Origin of the sequence: Kocuria varians (genome assembly GCF_006539885.1) — a bacterium.
Classification (GTDB): Bacteria; Actinomycetota; Actinomycetes; order Actinomycetales; family Micrococcaceae; genus Kocuria; species Kocuria varians.
This window is the reverse complement of the sequence record NZ_BJNW01000011.1, coordinates 81,335-104,530: the sequence shown is the minus strand read 5'-3', so window position 1 is coordinate 104,530 and position 23,196 is coordinate 81,335. Positions and strand designations below refer to the sequence as shown.

The window sequence follows — 23,196 nt, the reverse complement described above, 5'->3', positions numbered from 1 at the left end:
GCCAATCTGGCCGCGTTCATCGAATCGATACCCGCTTCGATACGCGCAGCGTCCCTCGCCGCAAAACCAACCCTCAAGAACAGGGTTCATATCAAGGAAGCTGTTGACACTCCACTAGCCGAGGCTCTTGCCTGGAAGTGAGGACCAGATGTACTACCCGTACTTCCGAGGTAAGCAGTTCGAGCTGATCGCCATTCGCGAATCGGCCAGTCTGATCGCAGACTCGGGTTTTGTTCCGATCATCGAGCCAGTGCGCGAGTCGTTGGGAGGCCTGGAAAAGGCTCTTCGATCTTTGTCTGATGTCGGGGCTGAGGCAGTCGTAGTGGTCAACCCACGCTACGGCGACCATCGCGAGAACGGTGAGAACATCGCGGGCCTTCTTGAACAGGGCTACAGGGGAAACGACGCGATAAGCGCCGGGATTCTCCTTACGAGTGAAACTAGCGTGAGTCGCGCCTTAAGCTTGGCCAGAAGTTTCAGCGCGGCCGGAATCACCTTGATACACGCCGGATTTACTGAATCTCGGGCACTGTCAGCTCAGCTTGCAGGTGATGCGGAACGTTTCCGCAACATCTTCCTGGAAGATCAAGCGAATCGCCTCTACAGGAGACACTTCCTCGGAAGGCCAAGGATTCTTGTTGGCGATGGATTCGTTCAGATGAAGAACGCGGACTACCCGCCCGTAGAGACATTCTCAGATCTCCACATCACGTACTCAGAGCAAGGCATGGACGGGTATGGTGACTTCCTCACTGTCGGCGACAATTACAGCGAGGGTGGAGGCCCGGCATATGCGGTTGCCATCCATCTGACTTTCATTGATCCAGATCAGGATGACGCAATGTTCATCTATCACTTCAAGTCCGATACGAACGATACTCCGACCGACCCCGCAGGAAAGTTCGCTCAGGCTCTGGGAAAGCTGATCACGAAACTAGATTCCGGCGAATCGAACCTGGTCGAAACTAGCGCGGTTCTCGAGTTCCGCGACCTCCATGAGCGGCGTCATTTCCCTGGATTGGGATACGTCAAGAAACTCTCTATTAAGCACCACTTGGAGACTCTTGCCGACTTCCACTCCGCCGACAACCATGGTTAAGAAGTACTGCTGCGCGGACTGTTTTGGGGATCCAGGCCTGACACGGAGCATCATCCCTAAGGTCATCGCAGACGGTACCGGTCAGCCCCGTCAAGGCAACTGCGGCTACTGCGGAACCAAGAACACTACTACGATCAACCCATCCGCATTGAGCCAGTGGTTTGAGATGGTGCTCGATTGCTATGTTCCTGATGACGAAGGCAAGTCTCTGGCGGCTCTGCTCGTCGAAGACTGGCGACTTTTTGATCACCCTGCGATGGATGAGGCGCACGCCAAGGAGCTTCTCGCGGAGATTCTCAATGACGGCGAGATCGTTCGACAGCCCTTCGTCCCCATCGACTTACTTTTCAATGAGACCCCTCAACGCTGGGATGAACTCCGTGACGAGATGATGCACCGTAACCGTTGGTTCCTCGACGAGCCGATCGATCTCGACCGTCTGGCTGAGCTGCTGGAGCAACTAATCGCGCCCGTAGAAGCTCTCACGGAGATCACCGATACGTGGCATCGCTCACGCTTGCTCTCTGACGACAAACCTTTTCCTCTCAATGAGATGGGTGCCCCACCTCCTCATCTCGCAGGACACGGACGTGCAAATCCTGCGGGAATTCGGTACCTTTATCTCGGTTCGACTCCCGAAACAGCGGTAGCCGAGGTCCGTCCACACACACGAGAGGAGGCGTGCGTGGCGTCTTTCAACGTTCCATCAATTCTCGCTGTGGATCTCCGAGATCCTCGGAAGAGCGTCTCACCCTTCATACTTGAGAACGTGGAGCAAATCGCTTCACTCCAATCCGGTCTGCCATTGTTGGAGAAGTTGGGCGAAGAACTCACCAAGCCGGTCCAGCCCAGCAGCGCAGCGTTTGAGTACATACCAAGTCAGTACTTGTGTGAGTTCATCAAGAAATGTGGATATCAAGGCGTTATTTATCGCAGTTCAGTAAGCACGGGAGTGAATTTGGCTCTGTTCTTTCCTGATCTCGCTTCTCCGGAGAAAGTGAGTGTAGCCCTTGTTGATCGAGTTATTGTCAAAATTGTCGATGCCTCATGAACCAGGCTGGAACTGCATATACTCCCATTCTCTGGTCGACTACATTTGATCACATCATTCGCCAAGAGTTTTCCAGCGCAATCATGGACGTGTTTCTGCCATTCACGTGAATATGCGACGATTTCTGAGTCGACTTCGCTTGAGAATGCATCATGCGGTTCATTTGTTGTGTGTCATCGCTGGCCTTCTTGATTACGCTTCTCAATGGGAACGTCCGTCAAAGGCGGGAACGTTGCGACCGACGACCATTCATCATTCCCTGAAGTTCCGCTATATTGCGTTGCTGACGGGTTGGGCGAGCGCTTTGAGGTCGTCCCAGGATTCGGCTCGGTCGGTGTCTTGTTCATAGGCGATGAGGTAGCCCCATTTCTGGCCCGCGTAGGCGTCTACCGCGACCAGGCGACGCACGAGGGATTCGGCGGCCTGGCGTTTGGCTTGGACGCGGGCGTCGTCACGGCCGCGTTCATCCTTGCCTTCGATGATCCAGTGGACGCCTTCGGTGTCGAGAGCGACGACGTCGGGGAAGTAGCGGTCCTTCGCCGTGTAGTAGACGTACGCCCCATCCCGTGGGTGGAGGCGATGCCACCACACGATGTGCGGCGACGTGTTCAGCAGGCGCGCCAGCTGGTACTCGCCGGTGTAGGAGTCGAAGGACTCCTCGGCGAACAGGGATTTGAACCAGCCGCCATAGACTCGGCCCCGCACGAACTCGGCCCGGGACTCGATCTGGTCATGCACCCTGTCTCCCAGGGGCAGGATGTAGCCATCGCCGGGCATGGGCTTCGGGTGGATGCTGGGCACCTCCCGGGTCGCCCGCAGCGTTTCGACAGCGTAGGTGTTGACGAGCTGCTGGAGCTGGGTTCGCGCGGACGCCAAGGACTTGACGGTCCACCCGCTTAAGGTGACCTTCTGCATGAACCGCGGCACAAGGAAACTCTCAACGTATCGGGCTGTCCCGACCTGCTTGGGCACCAGCGGCATGTTGATGACCAGCTTGACCAGTGCATCCTTGGCGTCCGCATCGGTGATGTGGACCGAGTCGACCTCCGCACTCTCCCGATCCTCGGCCCGCAGCTTTTTGCCCAGCGCAGCGGTAACCTCCTTGCGCAACAGGACGTCACCGGTCGAGGTGACCTTGCGGGCTGCCTGCTCCACCTCGGTGTCCCCGATCTCCGACAGGTCGATCGGCGGCTGCTGCACCGTCATCGAGGTCACCGGGAACAGATACGACACGTCCGCGAACCGCTTGTTGCGCTCGATGAAGACCGGCTCCCAGGCCTGGTCCTCGGTCGTGTCCGTTTCGTCAATCGCGCGCACACCAACCCCGGGCCCGCCGCTGGTCCCCCGGTCCACCGGCGTCACGACCGGAACAACACCCGAACCCGAACCTTCCGGTGTGGACGTCTGGGCGACGCCCAGCCCCGCCGTGGCACCGCCAGTGGTCGCTGATGCGGTGCTTGTCTGCTCGGCGTGCTCTGCTGCCCGACGGATCGCGTCCTCAACCGTCGCTGTGTCCGGCTGGTTGACCGCGTCCTCCAGGCCGAACTGGGCTAGCACGTTCTCCGCCGCGAGCAGCTCGGTGAAGGACTGGTGGGCGATGATGTCGAGCTGGTCGATCTGCCCCACTCCCGTGTACCTCCCGAACGGAAGGCGCAGGCCACGGCCCATCGTCTGCTGGGTCAGCACCTCGGAGGCCATCGCCCGTAGCGTGACCACCACGGCGATGTTCTTGACGTCCCAGCCCTCCTTCAGCTTGTTCACACTCACCACCGCCAGCACGTGCGAGTAAGGCTGGTCGAGGTCCTCCAGGCGGCGCTGAGTGAGCTCGTCCTCGTGCTTGGAATCGACCTGCAAGATAGCGTCATCCCTGCCGAAGTACTCCGGCGTCCGAAGCAAGTCAGTGACCTGGGTGGCATGGTCGACGTCGGAGCACACCACGAACATCACGGCGTTGACGTGACCACGGCGCTCCGCTTCGGCGTACTTGTCGTAGTAGGTCTGCTTGAGGGCCCGCAGCTGCACCGCATCGCGCAACTGCTGCTCCTCAGAGTTCTGGTCGATCCCGTATCCGCCCTTGCGGAATGCCAGCACCGGAGCCTTCACGTACCTGTCCCGGATCGCCTGGTACAGCGGGTACTCGAAGATCACATGATCCGTCTTCTTGTCCACCGATGCGGTCAGCCCCACCGCGGCCGCAGGCTCCAGCTCCCGCAGCGCCGCATTGAACGCCACCGCGCTGGAGCCGTACAGGTGTGACTCGTCGGCGATCACCACCAGATCGTCCAGGTCCTTGAGGTAGTCGAACAGAACGCCGGCGTTCTCGTCGAACCGGCGCGGCTTACGGCGCAACGCGTCCTGTGTGGCGCCGTGCGTGTCGCCCTCCTCCAACTTCGGGGCGATGAGCTGCTGGATGTTGAAGATGAACGCCAGCACCGGCACCTCGCGGCCGAACGCCAGGCGGGCGGGCCCGTTCTGGCGGGCGACCCACTGCGAGTAGTCCTGCGGGGTCACCACCTCGGGCGGCACCGCAGAACCCGCAATGAAGCGAGGTGAGCCGTGCGTGAAGTTCTGCACCGTCTTGTGCTGGACTGTTTTGCCCGGGGTCACGATCATCACGTTGCCCACGCCCTGACGGCGCAGGTACTCCACGAACGCCGCCATCAAGTAAGTCTTGCCCACACCAGTGGCCAGGCACAGCACCTGCATCACGGCCGGGTCATAGTCCCCGTCAAGGGTGAACACGAGTTGACGCAGCGCTTCCTTGTTCGGGGCGCGCAGGTCGAACTCGGAACTGATCGACTCCAGCATGTCCGAGTCGAAGCTGATGTTCAGTCTCCGGGTCATCAGAGGTCACCGCCCTCCGTGTAGCGGAACACGTCATCAGGCAGGGCAACCACCCGCGACCCCCTGCACGACCTGCGCAAGTGCTCACGGACCCCATCCATGACGCTCGTCGCGGCCAGCACGATCGTCTCTCCGGGCGTCACGTGGCTGACCAGCGAGTCGACAATCTCGACAGTCGCCACCCCGTCGATGACCTTCAACAGGGCGTTGCCGCGCTGAGCGTCGAAAACATAGTCATCATCAGGATGCAGGAGCCGAAATCCCAGGTTCGCGGCCACCGACTCCACCAGCGTCTCCCCGGTCGCCTCCGCAGTCAGCATCACCCGGTCCAGATCCGGGTCGTAATCGAAACAAGCAGGCGACAAGTGGGCGGACTGGAACCCGCCGCCCCCACGCCAGTTCACGACCTCCTTCGTGCGCTTCGTCTTCGCCGCGGCCTTCAACGTCTTCACGTCAGCACTCTTCTTGAGGTCAGGATCGTCAGCGACCAACTTGTTCAGCACGCTCGTGAACTTGGCCGCGTCCTCCGCCGATACGCCTTCGGGTAGGTCAACACCATCCGCCGGGATGCGTTCGCCCTTCGTCCGCGTGATCCCGCCGGGGTCCTCATCATTGACCACTTTCTCCAGCCGCGGCCGGGTGAACGTCGTAAACGTCGATTCCAACAGCTCACACGTCACCCACCGGCGGCCCATCTTCTGCGCCACAGCAGCCGTCGTCCCAGAACCCGCGAACACGTCCAACACGATGTCACCCGGAATCGAACCAATGTGGATGATCCGTTCCAAGAGCCGCTCTGGCTTCGGAGTTGCGAATGCATCCGTGCCCGGGAACAGCGCCTTGATCTCGGACTTCGCGGCCCGGTTATGACCCACCTGATCGTTTGACCACCATGTGCGGGGCGGCTGTCCAACAGTCGGCGCATATGCCTTACGTCCAAATCCCCCCACGCCTCGCGACCGAAGGACGATCTCGGGCCATTGACCTGATTCGTATCGCTCCCTTGCGTGGGCGCCTGCTTGCGGCGTCCAACCCGGAATGATCAGCGGACCCATGTCGATGCGGGCTCGAGCAGCCGAACCGATGACCTGCTGTTGAGCCGCAATCTCTTCCTCAGTGATCTCGCCGACCTCGTACGGGCCCCATCCCCTCATGATCTGCAACATGCGATCCACGCCGAACGTCCAACACCGCCCTCGCGCCGGATAGATCGTCTGGCCCGTGATCGGCTGCTGGATCCCGAACACCATCCCCGTGTGCGTCGCCGCGCCCGGCGCAGTGGGGTCGCCATCCCACCACAGACCGATCGGATCGTCGTCGGGATTGGAAAAACGAGCGTCATCTGCGGCTGTTCGCATCATCCGGTTCAACGTGACCTGGCGTGTTTGGCCGTAAACGAGAATCGTGTCGTGATCCGCCGAAAACCCCGTCGAATCATTGCGCGGCCCGTCCGCCTTCTGCCACACGACCTCCGCCTGGAAATTCTCTGCCCCAAATACCTCGTCCATGAGCAGCCGCATCCGGTGGACTTCCACGTCGTCGAGGTGCACCCATATGGAACCATCCGCGGCGAGCAGCCGCTTCATGTTCAGGAGGCGGTCGCGCATCATGGTAAGCCAGATCGAGTGCTCCAGGTTGTCCTCGTAGGAGGCGAATGTCTGGGCGGTGTTGAAGGGCGGGTCAATGTAGATCAGCTTCACCTTGCCCACGTACTTCTCGGCCAGCTCGGGAACTCGGGTCAAGGCTTCCAGGACGTCCCCGGACTCGCCGAGGATCATGAGGTTGTCATCCTGTGGCGCCAAGTCGGCACGCTCCGCATACTCGAACTCGTCGCGCTTCGGCGTCTGCGCGCCTCGGACGTAGTCGTCCATCACCAGCGTGTGGGTCTCGCAGTACCGGGGATCGGAAGGGTCGACCCACGTGTAGCCGTACTTGCCGGTCTCGGTGGGGATGAGCGCCCTGTCCTTGTTGAACCACGTGAGCTGAAGCCGCTGCTGCACCATCTACTCGGTCCCTCCTTCAGCCGATCGGACCGGCCCTTCCGGGACCCGTTGAACTACACCTCATCGTATCGGGGAGCACCGACGCACTTCCCTGAGACGCACCCCGCATCCAGTGCCGATACCGCCCACTCGCGCGTCGCCACGCCTTTTGCAGATCGAGGACCATACTACCCTGTATGGAACTCGAGACGGTGGATCGGAGGCACTGGTGACGTCGCAGCGACGCAAGCCCGGTAGGCCCGCGCACGGCTCGCGCGAGAGGCTCGTGGCCGCCACGTGCGAGCTATTTGCGGAGCGGGGGTTCACAGCGACCAGTCCCACCATGGTGCTCGATCGCTCCGGCGTGGGCCATGGAAGCCTCTACCACCACTTCGACGGCAAGGAAGCCTTGGCACTGGCGGCGATCGAGCAGATGCGCGCCGACGTGATGGACAAGCTCGGGCTTGAGACGAGCGAGGACCGAGGTGGCGAATCCGACGCCGCGGACAACGAGTTGATGGACCGCGACGCGGTCTTCGACCACTACTTCACTCAGACCGAGGGTCGCGCGCTGCTGCACCTGCTCACCGATCCCGGCGTCAGCGACAGTGATGCGCTCTCGCGTCAGGTTCGGGCGTGGTGCGACGAACTGCGATCAGCTATTCATGTGGCCGTCACCGGAGAGAACGCTGAGGGCTCGGCCGACGACTCAAAACTGACCAGAGTCCACGAGGTTGCCGACCCGCACTTGGCTGCCGCGTTGGGGCGCGGATTGCTCGCACTGCCGCGCACGGTGGACCTGTTGCATCCGGACGATCCCAGGTAGTCTGACCGTACCGACAATTCCATACCGATAGGTACGTTCCTGGATCTGCCAGAGGCGTGCCACATCCTGACGGGGTCTTCACGCACTTCGTTCGTCGCGGCGCCGACGGATTTTGCGGCACCGATTTTGCGGCGTGGGAGACCGTGCGCACCTACCTGGCATGAACCGTGATGCGTCGAATCTGCGCTTGAGGGTCTGGCGGCGAGACAGCCCGGACCGGTACCGGCTGGTCAAGCTGGTGCTGAACATCGCCCAGGCGCGGCACCGGGCCTGGCTGGCCGGGGAGCCGGACCCCTAAGGGCTCCCGATTCCCTACGGCATCGAGCGGCCGGTCTCGTGCGTTATCGACGGTTCCGCAAAGTTTGCGGCACCGTCACCGACACCGGAGGACCATCCTGAGTCCACAACCTGACGGCGAGAGGAGCACCCGCCATGGAACCCACATCCGACGAAGCATCGGCCACGCAGGAACCGGAGCTACTGGCGGTGTCCTACCTACGGGTGTCCACACGTGAGCAGGCCGAGCGCGGCGGCACCGAGGAAGGCTTCTCCATCCCCGCCCAACGCGAAGCCAACGCAAGGAAGGCCGCCGGCCTCGGTGCCCGGATCGTCCGCGAGTTCGTGGATGCGGGCGAGTCCGCACGCTCCGCCGACCGGCCAGCACTCCAGGAGATGCTCGCGTTCATCGCCGCAACGCGGGTCCAGGTGTGCCTGGTGCACAAGGTCGACCGGCTGGCCCGCAACCGCCTCGACGACGTCCACATCCAACAAGCACTCATGGAAGCAGGCGTCACCCTTGTCTCCGCGACCGAGTCCATCGACGAGACCCCCTCAGGGATGCTGGTCCACGGCATCATGTCGTCCATCGCAGAGTTCTACAGCCGCAACCTCGCCACCGAAGTCACCAAGGGCATGACGCAGAAGGTCGCCCAGGGCGGCACCCCCATGCGAGCCCCCATCGGTTACCTCAACGTCCGCCGCACCGACGAGCAAGGCCGGGAAGTCAGGACAGTCGAGATCGACCCGGAGCGTGCCCCGCTGATCCGGTGGGCATTCGAGACCTACGCGCGCGGTGAAACCTCCGTCGTCCAGTTGCTGCTGGACATCACCGCCCGCGGCCTGGTCACCGTGCCGTCGCCGAAGCGCCCCTCCAAACCACTCGGGCGGAACACGCTGTACAAGCTGCTGTCCAACCCGTACTACGCCGGGATCATCCGCTACAAGGGCGCCCTTCACCCCGGAGCCCACGAGCCCCTCATCGAACCGGCCCTGTTCGACCAAGTCCAATCGCTTTTGAAGGCCCGCAACGCCCATGCGACGCGGCACGTGCAGCACGCCCACCACCTCAAAGGCCTGCTCTTCTGCGGGAACTGTGGGTCACGGATGCTGTTGGACTATGCGACGAACCCGCGCGGCACGACCTACGCCTACTTCGTCTGCTCCGGGCGTGCCGCCAAGAAGACCGCCTGCACGCGGCGTGCCGTGCCCGTCCAGGTGGCCGAACGCCTCGTCGAAGACTCCTACGCCAGCATCACCATCAGCGAAGCCGACTACCAACATCTCGCCGCCGACATCGACACCGCCTTCGACCAGCGCTCCGCCGCGCGGGACCAAGAACTCGCCGACCTCACCGCGAACCGTGGGCGTCTCGAATCAGAAAGCGACAAGCTGCTGGCCGCGCACTTCGCCGACGCCATTGACCTAACCACCTTGAAACGTCATCAGGATCGCATCCGTGCCGGGCTCGCCGACATCGACCAGCGCCTCGCCGCCCACACAGAGCAGTACACGGGAGGCCGCGCGTTCCTGCACGACTCCCTGAGCCTGCTCACCGACGCCCACCACATGTACGCCCACTCCGATGACGCCAACCGGCGACTCGCATGCCAGGCCTTATACGAGCGTCTCGAGATCACCGACGACGAACACCTCCGCCCGCACCTGGCCGAACCGTTCGCCACCCTCATCGGCAACGACACCAGCACCGGCGCATCAGAAGACCCCGGAAACGCCGAACGGGAACACCCCACATCTACCAATGTCAAGTGTTCCCGTAAGGAACTTTTGGTGGAGCTAAGGGGACTCGAACCCCTGACCCCCTGCATGCCATGCAGGTGCGCTACCAGCTGCGCCATAGCCCCGTGCGACTCGGAAAACTCTACCACGCTGGTCTCCGTGACGCCCGCTCGGACCATATCCGAACGCCCGTCTCAGGCCCTGCGTTTCCGGTTTCCCGTGAACGACTCGATCATCCTAGACAGGATGCTCGCGCCGGCGCAAATTGTGGGAGGCGAGCCGCTCAGACGGCGGGCGTGGCGGCGTCGTCGGCAGGAAGCGGGGCCTCGGGCAGCTGCACGTCGATGGCCGGGGAATCGCCCCAGAGCCGCTCGAGCGCGTAGAACGCGCGGTCCTCGTCGTGCAGCACGTGGATCACGGCGTCGCCGTAGTCGAGCAGCACCCAGCGGCCCTCGCCCTTGCCCTCGCGGCGCAGCGGGCGGCGGTCGAACTGCTCGATCAGCGCCTCCTCCACGGCGTCCACCACGGCGGCGACCTGTCGCTCGTTGGGCGCGGACGCCACCATGAAGGCGTCCGTGATGGCCAGGCTGTCGCTGACGTCGAACGCGACGATGTTCTCGGCCTTCTTCTGGTCCGCGGCACGGGCGGCGCTGCGGACGAGGTCGATGGATTCGGTGGTTGCAGTCACGGAGGTGTGCTGTCCTTTCGCAAAGGTGTGTGTCTGAAAAGTCTTACAGGATGAACATGACCAGGACCACGGCCAGCGCCGCGAGAACCACGAGCAGCAGCCCGATCAGCCACCGCAGGCCGGTCCCACGCCGCTTGTAGGCGCCGGCGTCCAGCAGGTGGAGCCCCTGGGCGTCCACGGCCCGCACGGGGGTTCCCGGAGGCGCCTGGTGGGCGCCGTCCTCGGGAGACGACGACGCCGCCGCGCCCGGTGCCCGCTCCCCCGCCTCGGCGGGTGCGGACTCAGTGTCGGCCGCCTCAGCGGCGAGGTTCGTGGGAGCGGGGGCCTGGTTGGTTCCAGGTGCGACCGGAACGGAGGTCTCGGGGGCCGTGTAGATGGGGATCTGCGTTGTGGCAGGACCGGGCCCACCGTCCACGGGAGCGGACGGCCACGCGGCCGGGTTCACTCCACCCGACCCCAGGACCACACCCTCGGCCTTCCTGGCGGGCGCGCCGGGGAACGTCACGGAGATGCCGCCCGGTGCCGCGGGAGCATCCCTGGTGTCTGGCTCGGCCGCATCGGACGTTGCGGTGTTCGTGCGGGGCGCGCCGGTTCCGTCCACGGAGTCCGTGGCGGCCCCATCGCGGCTCCCGGCAGCAGCTGCCTCCTGGGACCCGGGCGATTCCTCGTCCGCGGCCAGAGCGCGCTGTGCATCCCGCCGGTCACGGTCGTTGGTGGCCGCGGCCCTCACGGCAAGGTCCGCGAGCCGCTGCTGCTTGGCGAGCAGGGCGTCGTCGACCGCTCCCCCGTTGTTCCGCTCCGCCTCCTGGACCTCCCGGGTGTGCTCGGCCATCTCGCGCTGCAGCCGGGCGAGCCGCCGCGGTCCCAGGGGCTTGACCGGCTCCGTCTGCACGGGCGTGTCCAGCTCGATCATGGGCGCCGGCGGGGAAAGCCGCTCGTGCTGCCCCGTGGCCGGGTGCGTGGCCCACGGGCCGCCCTGGGACGGGTCGGAGGCGGGCCCGAGGGCGGTCGCCCCGGAGCCGGAGTTCTGCCGGCCAGCAGCTTCTGGACCGCGCGTGTTCTCGGGGGGTGTGCTCACGTGGTGCTCCTGTGCTCCGAGCCGGGGGTCTCGGAAGAATCCGTGGGGGCGGACGGGACGGAGGCCGCGACGGCGTCGTCGTCCCCCTGGCGGGCGTTCCCGGAGCCCACGGCGGACGTGCCCGCACCACCCGGCCCCCGGTAGAGCCCGTACTTGTTGATGTACTGCACCACGCCGTCCGGAACCAGGTACCAGACGGGCTTGCCGGCGGCCACGCGGGCCCGGCAGTCCGTGGAGGAGATGGCCATGGCGGGCACGTTGAGCAGGGACACACTCTCGGAGCCCACCGGCGCCGAGAGCACGTGGCCGGGGCGGGTCACCCCCACGAACCGCGCGAGCTTCCACAGCTCCGCGGCACCCTTCCACGTGATGATCTCGGCCATCGCGTCCGCGCCGGTGATGAAGAACAGCTCGGCGTCCGGGCGCAGCCGGTGCAGGTCGCGCAGGGTGTCGATCGTGTACGTGGGACCGTTGCGGTCGATGTCCACCCGGGACACCGTGAACCGCGGGTTGGACGCGGTGGCCACGACCGTCATGAGGTAGCGGTGCTCCGCGTCCGAGACGTCCTGACCGGCCTTCTGCCACGGCTCACCCGTGGGGACGAAGACCACCTCGTCCAGGTCGAAGACCAAGGCCACCTCGGACGCCGCCACCAGGTGCCCGTGGTGGATCGGGTCGAAGGTGCCACCCATCACGCCCAGCCGGACCTTGCCGGGGGTGCGCGGAGGAATCTTGAGGTCGTCCTGGGGGGACGTCACCGAGTTGCTCGGGGCGTTCACGCGGGCCGGGCGGGCGATCAGTGGCGGACGGGCTCGCCGACGCCGGCCAGCATCGCCTGCTCGTCCGCGGGCAGCTCCGCCGGGTTCTCGTACTCACCGATGGCCGGGGCGGTGCCGCGCGAGGAGAAGGACATGGCGATCAGCAGCATGGCGATGAACGCCACGAACGCCACACCACCCAGCACCGGGGCGATCTCGTGGAGCTGCTCGTTGACGGAGTGCCCCTCCTCGGCGGCGAGGACGGTGACGTTGGACAGCAGGTACAGCGGGCTCATGCGGTTCCCTTCTCATGCCGGCGGCGCCGGTCGGCGAAAACGAGGGACGTCCCGGGTGACGTCCGTTCCATGGTACGTCTCAGGTGCGCACGTGGCCGTCACCCTGGACGACCCACTTGGTGGTGGTCAGCTCCTCGAGCCCCATGGGGCCGCGGGCGTGCATCTTCTGGGTGGAGATCCCGATCTCCGCCCCGAGCCCCAGCTGGCCGCCGTCCGTGAAGCGCGTGGAGGCGTTGACGAGCACCGCGGCGGAGTCCACCTCCGCGGTGAAGCGCTCCGCGTTCGCGAGGTCGTTGGTCACGATCGCCTCGGTGTGGCCCGTGGAGTACGCACGGATGTGCTCCAGCGCCTCCCCCAGCCCGTCCACCACCTTCACGGCCAGGTCCATGTCCAGGTACTCGGTGGCCCAGTCCTCGTCCGTGGCCTTCAGGTGGTCGGAGCCCGGGGGCAGCAGCGCGGCCGCGCGGTCGTCCACGTGCAGGGTCACACCGGCCTTGTCGAGCGCGGCGAGGACCTCTCGGGCGGCCTCCTCCGCGCCGCTGTGCAGCAGCAGGGTCTCCGCGGTGTTGCACGTGGAGGTGCGGTGCGTCTTGGAGTTCACCACGACCTTCACTGCCATGTCCGTGGGCGCCGACTCGTCCACGAACACGTGCACGTTGCCCTCTCCGGTCTCGATCACAGGCACGGTGGCGTTCGTGACGACCGACTGGATCAGTCCCCTGCCGCCGCGCGGGATCAGCACGTCCACCTTGCCGCGCGCGCCCATCAGGGCGTTGGCGCCGTCCCGGCCGTAGTCGTCCACCGTCTGCACGCAGTCCACGGGCAGCCTGGCGTCCGCCAGGGCGTCGCGCAGCACACCCACGAGGGCGCGGTTGGAGTCCTGGGCCGCGGAGCCGCCGCGCAGCAGCACGGCGTTGCCGGACTTCACGGCGATCCCAGCCACGTCCACGGTCACGTTCGGGCGGGCCTCGTAGATCACACCCACCACGCCCAGGGGCACGCGCACCTGGCGCATCCGCAGCCCGTTGGCCAGCGTCTGGCCGCGCACCACGGTCCCCACGGGGTCGGGCAGGGCCGCGAGCTCGCGCAGGGAGTCCGCGAGTCCGGTGATCCGGGCCGCGTCGAGCTTTAGGCGGTCCAGCAGCGCCGTGGAGATGCCCTCCTGCCGTCCCCGTTCCAGGTCCCGGGCGTTCGCCTCCAGGATGCTGTCCCGGCGGGCCTCGATCCGGTCCGCCATGAGGTGCAGGGCGCGGTCCTTGCGGGCGCGCGGCGCGCGGGCCAGGGTGCGGGCGGCCACGCGGGCGTCGTCGGCCATCAGCCCGATGCCGGTGACCGGGTCCTCCCCGAAGGTCTCCTGCGCCGTGAGTACGGACGTGTTCTCAGCCACTGTTCCTCCTGCTTGTCGGGTGCTTCTCGGGCGGTTCTCGAACGGTTGCGGTGCCTGCTCGGGGCTAGCGCTTGAGCCGGGTCCGGGCCGAACGGCGCCGCAGGTTCACCAGGTTGTCCACGTGCACGAGCTCGCGCGCGTAGTCCTCGCCGAACTCCTCGCCGAGCTCGTCCGTGCGCTTGCCGAGCATGCCCGGAATCTCGTCAGAGCCGTAGTTGACGAGCCCGTGGCCCACCTCCACGCCCTGCTGGTCCACCATGGAGACCGGGTCCCCCGCCGTGAACGTCCCGCTCACGGCGGTGACGCCGGCCGCGAGCAGCGAACGGCGGCCGAGGATCGCGTCCACGGCGCCGTCGTCGAGCGTGAGGGTGCCCTTGATGTCCGCGAGGTGCGCGAGCCACAGCAGCCGCACGTTGCGCCGTCCGCCGGTGGTGTCGAACCACGTGCCCACGTCCTCTCCGGCCAGCACGCGCTCGATGTTCGCCGCGGAGGTGACGAGCGCCGGGATGCCCGACGCCGCCGCGATCCGCGCGGCCTCGACCTTGGTCACCATGCCGCCGGAGCCCACGCCCGCGCGGCCGATGGTCCCGATCTCCACGCCCTCGAGGTCCGTGATCGGGTCCTTGACGGTCGCGATCCGTTCACCGCCGTGCTGCGGCGGCTTCGTGTAGAGCGCGTCCACGTCCGAGAGCAGCAGCAGCGCGTCCGCCTTGATCAGGTGGGCCACCAGTGCGGCGATCCGGTCGTTGTCGCCGAACTGGATCTCGTGGGTGGCCACGGCGTCGTTCTCGTTGACGATGGGCAGGATCCCCAGGTCCAGCAGCCGCTCGATCTGGCGGTGGGCGTTCTTGTACTGCGAGTGCCGCATCAGGTCCTCGGCCGTGAGCAGCACCTGCCCCACCGTCACCTGGTAGCGCGCGAAGTACTCGGTGTATCGGGAGATCAGCAGCCCCTGCCCCACGGAGGCCGCGGCCTGCTTGGTGGAGAGGTCCTTGGGCCGGCGGGAGAGCCCGAGCGGCTGAAGGCCGGCGGTGATCGCGCCAGAGGAGACGAAGACGATCTCCACGCCCTGCGCCTTGACCCGGCCGAGCGCGTCCACGATGCTGTGCAGCGCGTTCTCGTCGATCGAGTTCTCGATGGACGTCAGGGACGAGGAGCCCACCTTCACGACGACGCGCCGGGCCTTGGGCAGCTCGGAACGGCTCGTGATGGCCGAGCGGCGGTTCTTGCCGCGGCTCTCCGTGCTGAGCTGGATCGCGGACTTGGAGGCCTGCTGCTCGAGTGCGGAAACGTCGATCGTGGTGGTCGGCGTCCTCTCCTCGCGGGGCGTGTCACTCACCGTCGTTCGACTCCTGGGCGGCCTCCGCGCGGCGGCGGTTGCGGGCGGCATCCACGGACTCGGTCCAGATCCCGGCGCGGCGCTCCTGCTCGAGCTCAGCGCGCGCCTCGGACTTGGCGTCCATGCGGTCGTAGAACTGCTCGCGCTTCTCACGGCGGGTGGGCCGCGAGGCCTCCTCCATGCGCAGGTCCGTGCCGCGGGGGCCGCCGAGCAGCTCCGCGCCGCCCACCATGGTGGGCTCCCAGTCGAAGACCACACCGTTCTCCTCCGGACCGATCAGCACGGCGTTGCCGGGCTTCGCGCCGATCCGGAACAGCTCGTCCTCGATGCCGAGCTTCGCGAAGCGGTCCGCGAGGTAGCCCACGGCCTCGTCGTTGTTGAAGTCCGTCTGCAGCACCCACTTCTCGGGCTTCTCGCCGCGCACGTGGTAGAGCGGCTCCTCCGCGCGGTCCTCGCGCGTGATCACGAACTCGTGGCGGTCACGGCCACGACGACGCCGCACGGGTTCCGGCTGCACGACCGTCACCGTGCGCTGCGCCTCCGCCCGCTGCTCCTCCTGCTCACGGGCCTCGGAGACCAGCTGCGCCATGGCGAAGCCCAGTTCCTTCAGCCCCTCGTGGGAGGCCGTGGAGATCTCGAACACCGGGTAGCCCCGGGACTCCAGCTCGGGTCGGATGAAGTCCGCGAGCTCGCGGGCGTCCGGGACGTCCACCTTGTTGAGGACCACGAGCCGCGGCCGCTCGGTGAGGGATACCGTGGTGGGGTCCTCGTCCTGGATGGCGTCCGCGTAGTGCGCGAGCTCCTGCTCCAGCGCATCCAGGTCCGTGAGGGGGTCGCGGCCCGGCTCGAGGGTCGCGCAGTCGATCACGTGCACGAGCGCCGCGCAGCGCTCCACGTGCCGCAGGAACTCCAGGCCCAGACCCTTGCCCTCGGACGCGCCCGGGATCAGCCCGGGGACGTCCGCCACGGTGAAGCGGGTGTCCCCCGCCTGCACCACGCCCAGGTTCGGGACCAGCGTGGTGAACGGGTAGTCCGCGATCTTGGGGCGCGCGGCACTCATGGCCGCGATCAGGCTGGACTTGCCGGCGGACGGGAAGCCCACGAGCGCGATGTCCGCGATGGACTTCAACTCGAGCTCGACGTCCTGCTCCTCGCCGGGCGTGCCCAGCAGCGCGAAGCCGGGGGCCTTGCGCTTGGGCGAGGCCAGCGCCGCGTTGCCGCGCCCGCCCAGACCGCCGGCGGCCACCACGTACTCGCTGCCCTCACCGAGGAGGTCCGCGAGCACGTTGCCCTCGCGGTCCTTGACCACGGTGCCGTCCGGGACGGAGAGCACGAGGTCCTGACCCTTGAAGCCGTGGCGCATGTCCCCCTTGCCGGGCTCACCGTTGGGCGCCTTCTGGTGGGGGGCGTGGTGGAAGCCGAGCAGGGTGGTGGACTGGCCGTCCACGCGCAGGATCACCGATCCGCCGTCACCGCCGTTGCCACCGTCCGGGCCGCCCAGGGGCTTGAACTTCTCGCGCTTGACGGACACGCACCCGTGACCGCCGTTGCCGCCCGTGGCGTGCACGACGACTCGATCAACAAAACTGGCCACGCTGCTCCTCGGGGTGGATGTCACCCGCGGGGCGGGTGGTCCGGGTGTCTGGTGAAAAGACTAGAGGGTGAGCGCGTAGAGCGCCCACCCTCCAGTGGTCGTCCCCGCACTCGGCGGGAACGGGTGGACCCTGAGGTCCGAAAGAACCGACTACTCGGCGGTCTGGATGTTGACCACGCGACGGCCACGGCGGGTGCCGAACTCGACGACACCGGCGGCCAGGGCGAACAGCGTGTCGTCCTTGCCGCGGCCCATGTTCAGGCCCGGGTGGAAGTGGGTTCCGCGCTGGCGAACGATGATCTCGCCGGCGTTGACGGACTGGCCGCCGAAGCGCTTCACGCCCAGGTACTGGGCGTTGGAGTCACGGCCGTTGCGAGTGGAGCTCGCACCCTTCTTGTGTGCCATGGTGTGTGCCTACCTTCGTTGGGAATGTATGGGGGACCGGGACGCTCAGGCGTCGATTCCGGTGATCTTGACCGTGGTCAGTTCGGCGCGGAAACCCTGGCGCTTCTTGTAACCGGTCTTGTTCTTGTACTTCATGATCGAGATCTTGGGACCGCGCAGGTCCTCGATGATCTCGGCCGTGACCTTGACGTCGGCCAGGGTCTTGGAGTCGGAGGTGACCTTGTCCCCATCGACCAGCAGCAGCGCAGGAAGCTCTACGGTGCTGCCTGCCTCGCCGGCGACGCGGTCAAGGGTCACGAGGTCTCCGACGGAAACCTTCTCCTGGCGGCCGCCTGCGCGGACAATCGCGTACACCACTTGGGAACTCACTTCTCTCGACATCTATGGACTACGTGTGTGGGTCGGGCGGACTCCTGGATGCTGCGAATGTCGAGTCAGCCCGCAGCGGTGGTCGAGGACCGACCGCGTTGCGCATGGCTGTCGCATCAGAACAGGATGTTCGTCCGAGCGTGCCGTTCCCGCGTGCGGTTCAATGGATATGACGCACAGCGATGCCCGGCACCGACAGCCCAGACTACCCGATGAGGGGAAGTCACGCCACTTGCGACGCGCTGCCCGTCCCCTCCGCGGTCTGGGCGAAGAACGCCAGTTCCAGGTGGCAGGCCCGCAGGAACGCCCGCCGCATGGCCGTCCGCGTCGCCTGGTCCGCCCTGGCGGCCGCCCGGTCCACCGCGCGGCGCACGGTCTCCGTGGCCGCGTGGAAGCCGGGGTCGTCGTAGGTGGCGAGCCAGTCCGCGTACGGGTGGCCCTCCCAGCCCACCTCGTGGGCACGTGCCGTGAGCTCGGCACCCACGTGCGCGTACAGCCAGTAGCAGGGCAGGATCGCGGCGGCACCCACGGCGAAGCTCTCCTGCCCCGTGCGCGCCATCAGGAAGTCCGTGTAGGACAAGGTGACCTCCGAGGGCGGCTGCGGTGCCCGGCCCGCGAGCCGCGTGCGGTGCAGCGCGGACTCCGCGGTGACCATCGAAGCCGCTGCGGAGGCGAAGTGCTCCCGCGTGTCCTCGTCCGGAGCGGAGGCCGCCAGCAGGGCGAGGGCCTTGGAGTAGTACTCGAGGTACTGCATGTCCTGGTCCAGGTACCACTCGAACGCGTCCCGCTCCAGGGTGCCGTCCCCCAGCCCCCGCACGAAGTCCAGGGCGCCGATCCGCTCGCGGATCTCGGCGGCGTCGTTCCAGAGCCCGTCCGTGAAGCGCGGCCCGGCGGCGTCGTCCTCCGCGCACGCGGAGGCCAGGAAAGCGGGGTCCGTGACGAGGTCCTGGACGTGGTGCATGTGGTGCACCGGACCGTTGCCGTGGCCCACATGCAGGGTGTCCGCCGTGCGCAGGGCGCCGCGCAGCCACGCGCGCGCCGTGCCGATCCCCCCGGCCCAGTCCCCCGTGCGTGCGACCACCGTGGCCACGGCCGAGGAGAGCGAGCAGCCGGTGCCGTGGGTGTTGCGGGTCACCACGCGCGCTCCCCCGAACTCCGCGACCGGCTCGGCGGTCCCGGGCACCACGAGGGCGTCCGGCGTGGTGTCCCCGCTCAGGTGGCCGCCCTTGACGAGCACCCGGGTGTCGAACGCGTCCGCGACGGTGCGGCCCTGATCGAGGGCCTCCTCCCAGGTGGTGGCCACGGGGCGCTGGGCCAGCACGGCCAGCTCCGGCAGGTTGGGCGTGATGAGGTCCGCGTACGGCAGCAGCCCGCGCAGGGCCTCCTCCGCCTCCGGCTGCAGCAGCCGACCTCCGGCGGTGGCCACCATCACGGGGTCGATCACGACCACCGGAGCATGCCCCGCGGCGAGCCACAGCCCCACCGTCTCGATGACGTCCACGAAGCCGAGCATGCCCACCTTCACGGCGTCCAGCTCGACGTCGTCCGAGACTGCCTCCAGCTGCGCACGCAGCACGTCCACGGGTGGGGTGTGCACGCTGATCACGCCCTGCGTGTTCTGCGCGACCACGGCGGTGACGACGCTGAGCCCGTAGCCGCCCATCGCGGCGATGGACTTGAGGTCCGCGGCGTGGCCGGCGCCCCCGGTGGGGTCCGTCCCGGCGATCGAGAGGACGCGGGGTACGGCGGACGTGGGCGTGGTGTTCACGACAATCCCTTCGCTAGTACGAGCTAGATCAGGTTCGACGGGTGTGTTCTCAGCCGCGCTGCGCGGCACCCCGTGTGTGCACCACCGATCATGCCACAGGGGCGCCCGGACGGATCCGGACGCCCCTGTGGCATCGTGCTCGTGACCGCGCGCACCGGGGCGCGCGAGTCTCAGTCGTCCTTGCGGGACTCGGCCTTGCGGGTCATCGTGATGTCCTGCGCCTTCACGCCCACGCCCACCACGGTGGGCTGACCGTCCGTGCTCACGGTCTTCGCGGTGCTCGCCTCCGCGGTGAACCGGGAGACGGTCGCGCTCTGGGCGTCGTACTCGCGGCGCGTGACACTGGCGGTGCCCGGCGCGGCGGCCGGGGCCACCGCGCGGCGCGAGCCACGACGGCGCCGGGCCGGGGCGGCCGGGGCCTCCGCGGGAGCCTGCTGCGCGGGAGCGGATGACGACGCCGCGCGCGCCGGTTCCGCGGCCGCGCCGCGGTCCTCACGCGAACCGGACGCCTCCGCCGAGCCCTGGGAGCGGGACGTCCCGGTCGCGGGAGCCGTGGCGCGCCTGCTCCTGCCGCGTCCGCGGGGACGCGAGGTGGTCTCGGACTCCCCGGAGGAGCCCTCCGTGAAGGCCGCCGTCAGCGAGTCCAGGGACAGGGACTCCTGCGAGCCGTCCGCCTGGTCCACCTCGGAGCGGTTGCGACCGGAACGTTCACCGCGGGAGCGTCCTCGGCCGGACTGGCCCTGCGGCAGCTCGATGACCTCGCCGTGGATCGTCAGGCTCGAAGAGTTCTCCGAGGCCTCAGCGGACTCGCCGCCCTCCGCGGAGTCGTCCTGCCGGGAGTCGTCCTGGCCAGCACCGTTCTCGTCCTGCTGGGCGCGGCCGCGGCTGCGCTTGCCGCGGCGCTTCTTGCGACGGCGGCCACCCTCGGACTCGCCGTGGGAGTTCTCGCCGGAGCCGTCTCCGCCGTGCCGGTTCTCCTGGCCGCCCTGCTGGGCGCCGTCGGAGTCCTGGGCGGTGCCGTTCTGCCCGGCCCCGTGCTGACCGGAACCGTTCTCTGCGGAACCGTGCTGCGCGGCGTCGTCCTCGTGGGAGGAGGCTGCGGCAATGTTGGCGAACGCCGTGCGCGTGGCCTCGACCCGCGCCTGGTTCGGCTCCTCGCCGCCGTTGCCGCGGTTCGAGGACGAGGACTTGGACCGGTCCTGCTGCTGGTTGTTGTTCTGCTGCTTGCCGCCGCGCGAGCGCTTGCGGTCGTTGCGGTTGCCGCGCTGGTCGGTGGGAGCCGCGCCCGTGCGGCCCTTGAGCGGGTGGTCGTGGACGACGACGCCGCGGCCCGCGCACTCCTCGCACGGCTCCGAGAAGACCTCCAGCAGCCCCGTGCCCATGCGCTTTCGCGTCATCTGCACGAGACCCAGGGAGGTCACCTCCGCCACCTGGTGCTTGGTGCGGTCCCGGCCCAGGCACTCCACGAGCCGGCGCAGGACGAGGTCCCGGTTGGACTCGAGCACCATGTCGATGAAGTCGACCACGATGATCCCGCCGATGTCCCGCAGCCGCAGCTGGCGCACGATCTCCTCGGCGGCCTCCAGGTTGTTTTTGGTGACCGTCTCCTCGAGGTTGCCGCCGGAGCCGGTGAACTTGCCGGTGTTGACGTCCACCACGGTCATGGCCTCGGTGCGGTCGATCACCAGGGAGCCGCCGGAGGGCAGGAGGACCTTGCGCTCGAGCGCCTTCTGGATCTGCTCCTCCACGCGCATGTGCTCGAAGAGGTCGCCGTCCTCGGTCCAGCGCTGCAGCCGGTCCAGCAGGTCCGGGGCCACGTAGGTCACGTAGGCCTCGATGTTGTCCCAGGCCTGATCGCCCTGCACGACCATGGCGGTGAAGTCCTCGTTGAAGACGTCGCGCACGGTCTTGATGGTCAGATCCGGCTCGGCGTAGAGCATCTCCGGGGCCAGGGTCTTGGTGGACTTGGCCTTCTCCTGGATCTGCTCCCACTGCGAGCGCAGCCGGTTGATGTCGTTGGTCAGCTCGGTCTCCGAGGCGCCCTCCGCCGCCGTGCGCACGATCACGCCGGCACCCTCGGGCAGCCGGTCCTTGAGGATCTTCTTCAGGCGCTGGCGCTCCACGTCCGGGAGCTTGCGGGAGATGCCGGTCATGGACCCGCCGGGGACGTACACGAGGTAGCGCCCGGGCAGGGAGACCTGGCTGGTGAGGCGCGCGCCCTTGTGGCCCACGGGGTCCTTGGTGACCTGCACCAGGACGGTGTCGCCGGACTTCAGGGCGTTCTCGATCTTGCGGGGCTTCTTGCCGAGCTCCGCCGCGTCCCAATCCACCTCGCCGGCGTAGAGCACCGCGTTGCGACCCCGTCCGATGTCCACGAACGCCGCCTCCATGGAGGGCAGCACGTTCTGCACCTTGCCCACGTAGACGTTGCCGATCAGCGAGTCCTGCTGCGTGTGGGAGACGAAGTGCTCGGCGAGGATGCCGTCCTCCAGCACACCGATCTGGATCCGGTTTTCCTTCTGGCGCACGATCATCTTGCGCTCCACGGACTCGCGGCGCGCGAGGAACTCGGCCTCGGTGATGACGTGGCGCTTGCGCCCGAACTGGCGGGACTCACGGCGCCGCTGGCGCTTGGCCTCCAGGCGCGTGGAGCCCTTGACGCCGGTCACCTCGTCGGGGCCCGTTCCCTCGGACGCGCCGCGCGGGGCGCGCACCCGGGTCACGGAGCCGTCGGACTCGTCCACGAGCTCCATGTCCTCGTCACCGCGACGACGCCGCCGGCGCCGCTTGCTGGAGACGCTGCCGGACTCGTCGTCGTCCTCGTGGCCTCGCGAGGCCTCACGCTTGGACTCGCGCTCCTGGGCGGCCTCGCGCTGGCGCGCGGCCTGTGCCTCCGCGGCCTTGCGGATCTCGTCCGGGTCCGGTGCGTGGAACATCAGCGACGCGCCCGGGCCGAAGGCACCGAAGTCCTCCTGCGTGGGGGGCTCGGTCTCCTCGGTGACCTCCACGCTCACGCTCTCGACGACCTCGACGGTCTCCGTGGCGTCCTGCTCGGCAGCGGGGGTCTCCCCCGTCGTCTCCTCGGCGGCGTCCTGGGCGCCGGCCTCGGTGCCCTCGGCCGCGGGGGCGTTCTCCGGGGTCGTCCCGGACTCGGCGGCGCTCTGCTCGACCGAGTTCTGCTCGGCGACGTTCTGCTCGGCCGCGCCGTCGTGGCCCGGGGCGGCGGAGGCCACTGCGGCGGCGTCGTCCGCGACACCCGGCGTCGTCTCCGGTGCCGCGGCGGACTCGCCCTCGAACGGTGCGGAGACCGCGGCCTCCAGGGGGGACTGGGAGTTGTCCTGCTCAGATTCCATGTGTGGTTGTGCTCCTGCTCGGGGCACCGCCCGCACCCGGGCCCGAGGTGTGCTCGGTCGGTCGAGCCGGTGTTCTCCACGCGGCCGCCGGAAGTCGAGTTCGTACCCGAGGGCGCGGCGTGTGTGACGCGCGCCGTCCACGGGCCGGCGGATGACCGAGCCGCTGGGCCCTGTGGACCGCGGACTTGCACGGTGCGGACGCGCTCGATCCTCTGAGAGCCGCGGGTCCGCGCCGATGACGATCGGTGCTCCTGCCGGGCCGGGTCCTCAAGTGCGGCTGAGGTCCGACCGCTTGCAGTATCTCACAGTCGTCCCCCGTCACCGCACATTCCCGGTGGTCCAG

General features: G+C 67.3%; 16 protein-coding genes, 1 tRNA gene, 1 pseudogene and 1 riboswitch. Of the genes and pseudogenes, 4 read left to right on the top strand and 14 right to left on the bottom strand.

The annotated features are described in order from the left end of the window. Positions 1-148 precede the first annotated feature (148 nt). Positions 149-1,099 carry a sce7725 family protein gene (locus tag KVA01_RS07440; RefSeq protein ID WP_141269533.1) on the top strand — a complete coding sequence of 317 codons (951 nt, stop codon included), beginning with the start codon at positions 149-151 and terminating at the stop codon, positions 1,097-1,099. Further along, positions 1,092-2,150 (top strand): RES family NAD+ phosphorylase, encoded by a 1,059-nt coding sequence (locus KVA01_RS07435; protein ID WP_082810317.1) that lies wholly within the window; start codon positions 1,092-1,094, stop codon positions 2,148-2,150. Before KVA01_RS07440 ends, KVA01_RS07435 begins: the two co-directional genes overlap by 8 nt. Before the next feature lie 270 nt (positions 2,151-2,420). Here the strand turns inward: KVA01_RS07435 and KVA01_RS07430 are convergent, their stop codons facing one another. Further along, the gene (locus KVA01_RS07430) at positions 2,421-4,958 is read right to left on the bottom strand and encodes a DEAD/DEAH box helicase (RefSeq protein ID WP_197461454.1); all 2,538 of its coding nucleotides are present in this window, start codon (positions 4,956-4,958) and stop codon (positions 2,421-2,423) included. Positions 4,959-4,993: 35 nt separating this feature from the next. Further along, positions 4,994-6,997: a site-specific DNA-methyltransferase gene (locus KVA01_RS07425; protein WP_068469043.1), complete on the bottom strand. Its 2,004-nt coding sequence runs from the start codon at positions 6,995-6,997 to the stop codon at positions 4,994-4,996. Between the two features lie 112 nt (positions 6,998-7,109). Between KVA01_RS07425 and KVA01_RS07420 the strand changes: the two genes are divergently transcribed. Beyond that, the gene (locus KVA01_RS07420; RefSeq protein WP_307723020.1) at positions 7,110-7,802 is read left to right on the top strand and encodes a TetR/AcrR family transcriptional regulator; all 693 of its coding nucleotides are present in this window, start codon (positions 7,110-7,112) and stop codon (positions 7,800-7,802) included. 432 nt (positions 7,803-8,234) lie between these two features. Next, positions 8,235-9,260: pseudogene (locus KVA01_RS12950) on the top strand (recombinase family protein); the annotation flags it as partial. Between the two features lie 607 nt (positions 9,261-9,867). Here the strand turns inward: KVA01_RS12950 and KVA01_RS07410 are convergent. The 12 genes from KVA01_RS07410 to KVA01_RS07355 form a co-directional block, all read right to left on the bottom strand. Then, positions 9,868-9,943: transfer RNA gene (locus KVA01_RS07410), tRNA-Ala, on the bottom strand. A gap of 158 nt (positions 9,944-10,101) precedes the next feature. Further along, positions 10,102-10,506 (bottom strand): ribosome silencing factor, encoded by a 405-nt coding sequence (rsfS, locus tag KVA01_RS07405; protein ID WP_141269530.1) that lies wholly within the window; start codon positions 10,504-10,506, stop codon positions 10,102-10,104. 43 nt (positions 10,507-10,549) lie between these two features. Next, the gene (locus KVA01_RS07400) at positions 10,550-11,584 is read right to left on the bottom strand and encodes a hypothetical protein (protein ID WP_068469036.1); all 1,035 of its coding nucleotides are present in this window, start codon (positions 11,582-11,584) and stop codon (positions 10,550-10,552) included. Continuing rightward, a complete protein-coding gene (nadD, locus tag KVA01_RS07395; RefSeq protein WP_371858571.1) occupies positions 11,581-12,276 on the bottom strand; it encodes a nicotinate-nucleotide adenylyltransferase in 696 nt (231 codons plus the stop codon). Before nadD ends, KVA01_RS07400 begins: the two co-directional genes overlap by 4 nt. Positions 12,277-12,380: 104 nt before the next feature. Continuing rightward, positions 12,381-12,638, bottom strand: a complete 258-nt coding sequence (locus KVA01_RS07390; protein WP_068469028.1) for a hypothetical protein — start codon at positions 12,636-12,638, stop codon at positions 12,381-12,383. Positions 12,639-12,717: 79 nt separating this feature from the next. Then, positions 12,718-14,025 carry a glutamate-5-semialdehyde dehydrogenase gene (locus KVA01_RS07385; RefSeq protein ID WP_068469024.1) on the bottom strand — a complete coding sequence of 436 codons (1,308 nt, stop codon included), beginning with the start codon at positions 14,023-14,025 and terminating at the stop codon, positions 12,718-12,720. Between the two features lie 64 nt (positions 14,026-14,089). Further along, on the bottom strand, positions 14,090-15,364 hold the full coding sequence (gene proB, locus KVA01_RS07380) for a glutamate 5-kinase (protein WP_233438800.1): 1,275 nt from the start codon (positions 15,362-15,364) through the stop codon (positions 14,090-14,092). Then, positions 15,357-16,958: a GTPase ObgE gene (obgE, locus tag KVA01_RS07375; RefSeq protein WP_068469023.1), complete on the bottom strand. Its 1,602-nt coding sequence runs from the start codon at positions 16,956-16,958 to the stop codon at positions 15,357-15,359. The genes proB and obgE overlap by 8 nt, the downstream gene beginning before the upstream one ends. A gap of 150 nt (positions 16,959-17,108) precedes the next feature. Continuing rightward, positions 17,109-17,363 (bottom strand): 50S ribosomal protein L27, encoded by a 255-nt coding sequence (gene rpmA, locus KVA01_RS07370; RefSeq protein ID WP_012398199.1) that lies wholly within the window; start codon positions 17,361-17,363, stop codon positions 17,109-17,111. Positions 17,364-17,408: 45 nt separating this feature from the next. Next, a complete protein-coding gene (rplU, locus tag KVA01_RS07365) occupies positions 17,409-17,720 on the bottom strand; it encodes a 50S ribosomal protein L21 (RefSeq protein ID WP_012398198.1) in 312 nt (103 codons plus the stop codon). A 235-nt stretch (positions 17,721-17,955) separates the two neighbouring features. Then, a complete protein-coding gene (locus KVA01_RS07360; protein ID WP_068469021.1) occupies positions 17,956-19,500 on the bottom strand; it encodes a bifunctional hydroxymethylpyrimidine kinase/phosphomethylpyrimidine kinase in 1,545 nt (514 codons plus the stop codon). Beyond that, positions 19,488-19,583, bottom strand: a riboswitch (TPP riboswitch). Its footprint overlaps the gene before it by 13 nt. An 87-nt stretch (positions 19,584-19,670) precedes the next feature. Then, a complete protein-coding gene (locus KVA01_RS07355; RefSeq protein WP_141269528.1) occupies positions 19,671-22,853 on the bottom strand; it encodes an Rne/Rng family ribonuclease in 3,183 nt (1,060 codons plus the stop codon). Between the last annotated feature and the right edge of the window lie 343 nt (positions 22,854-23,196).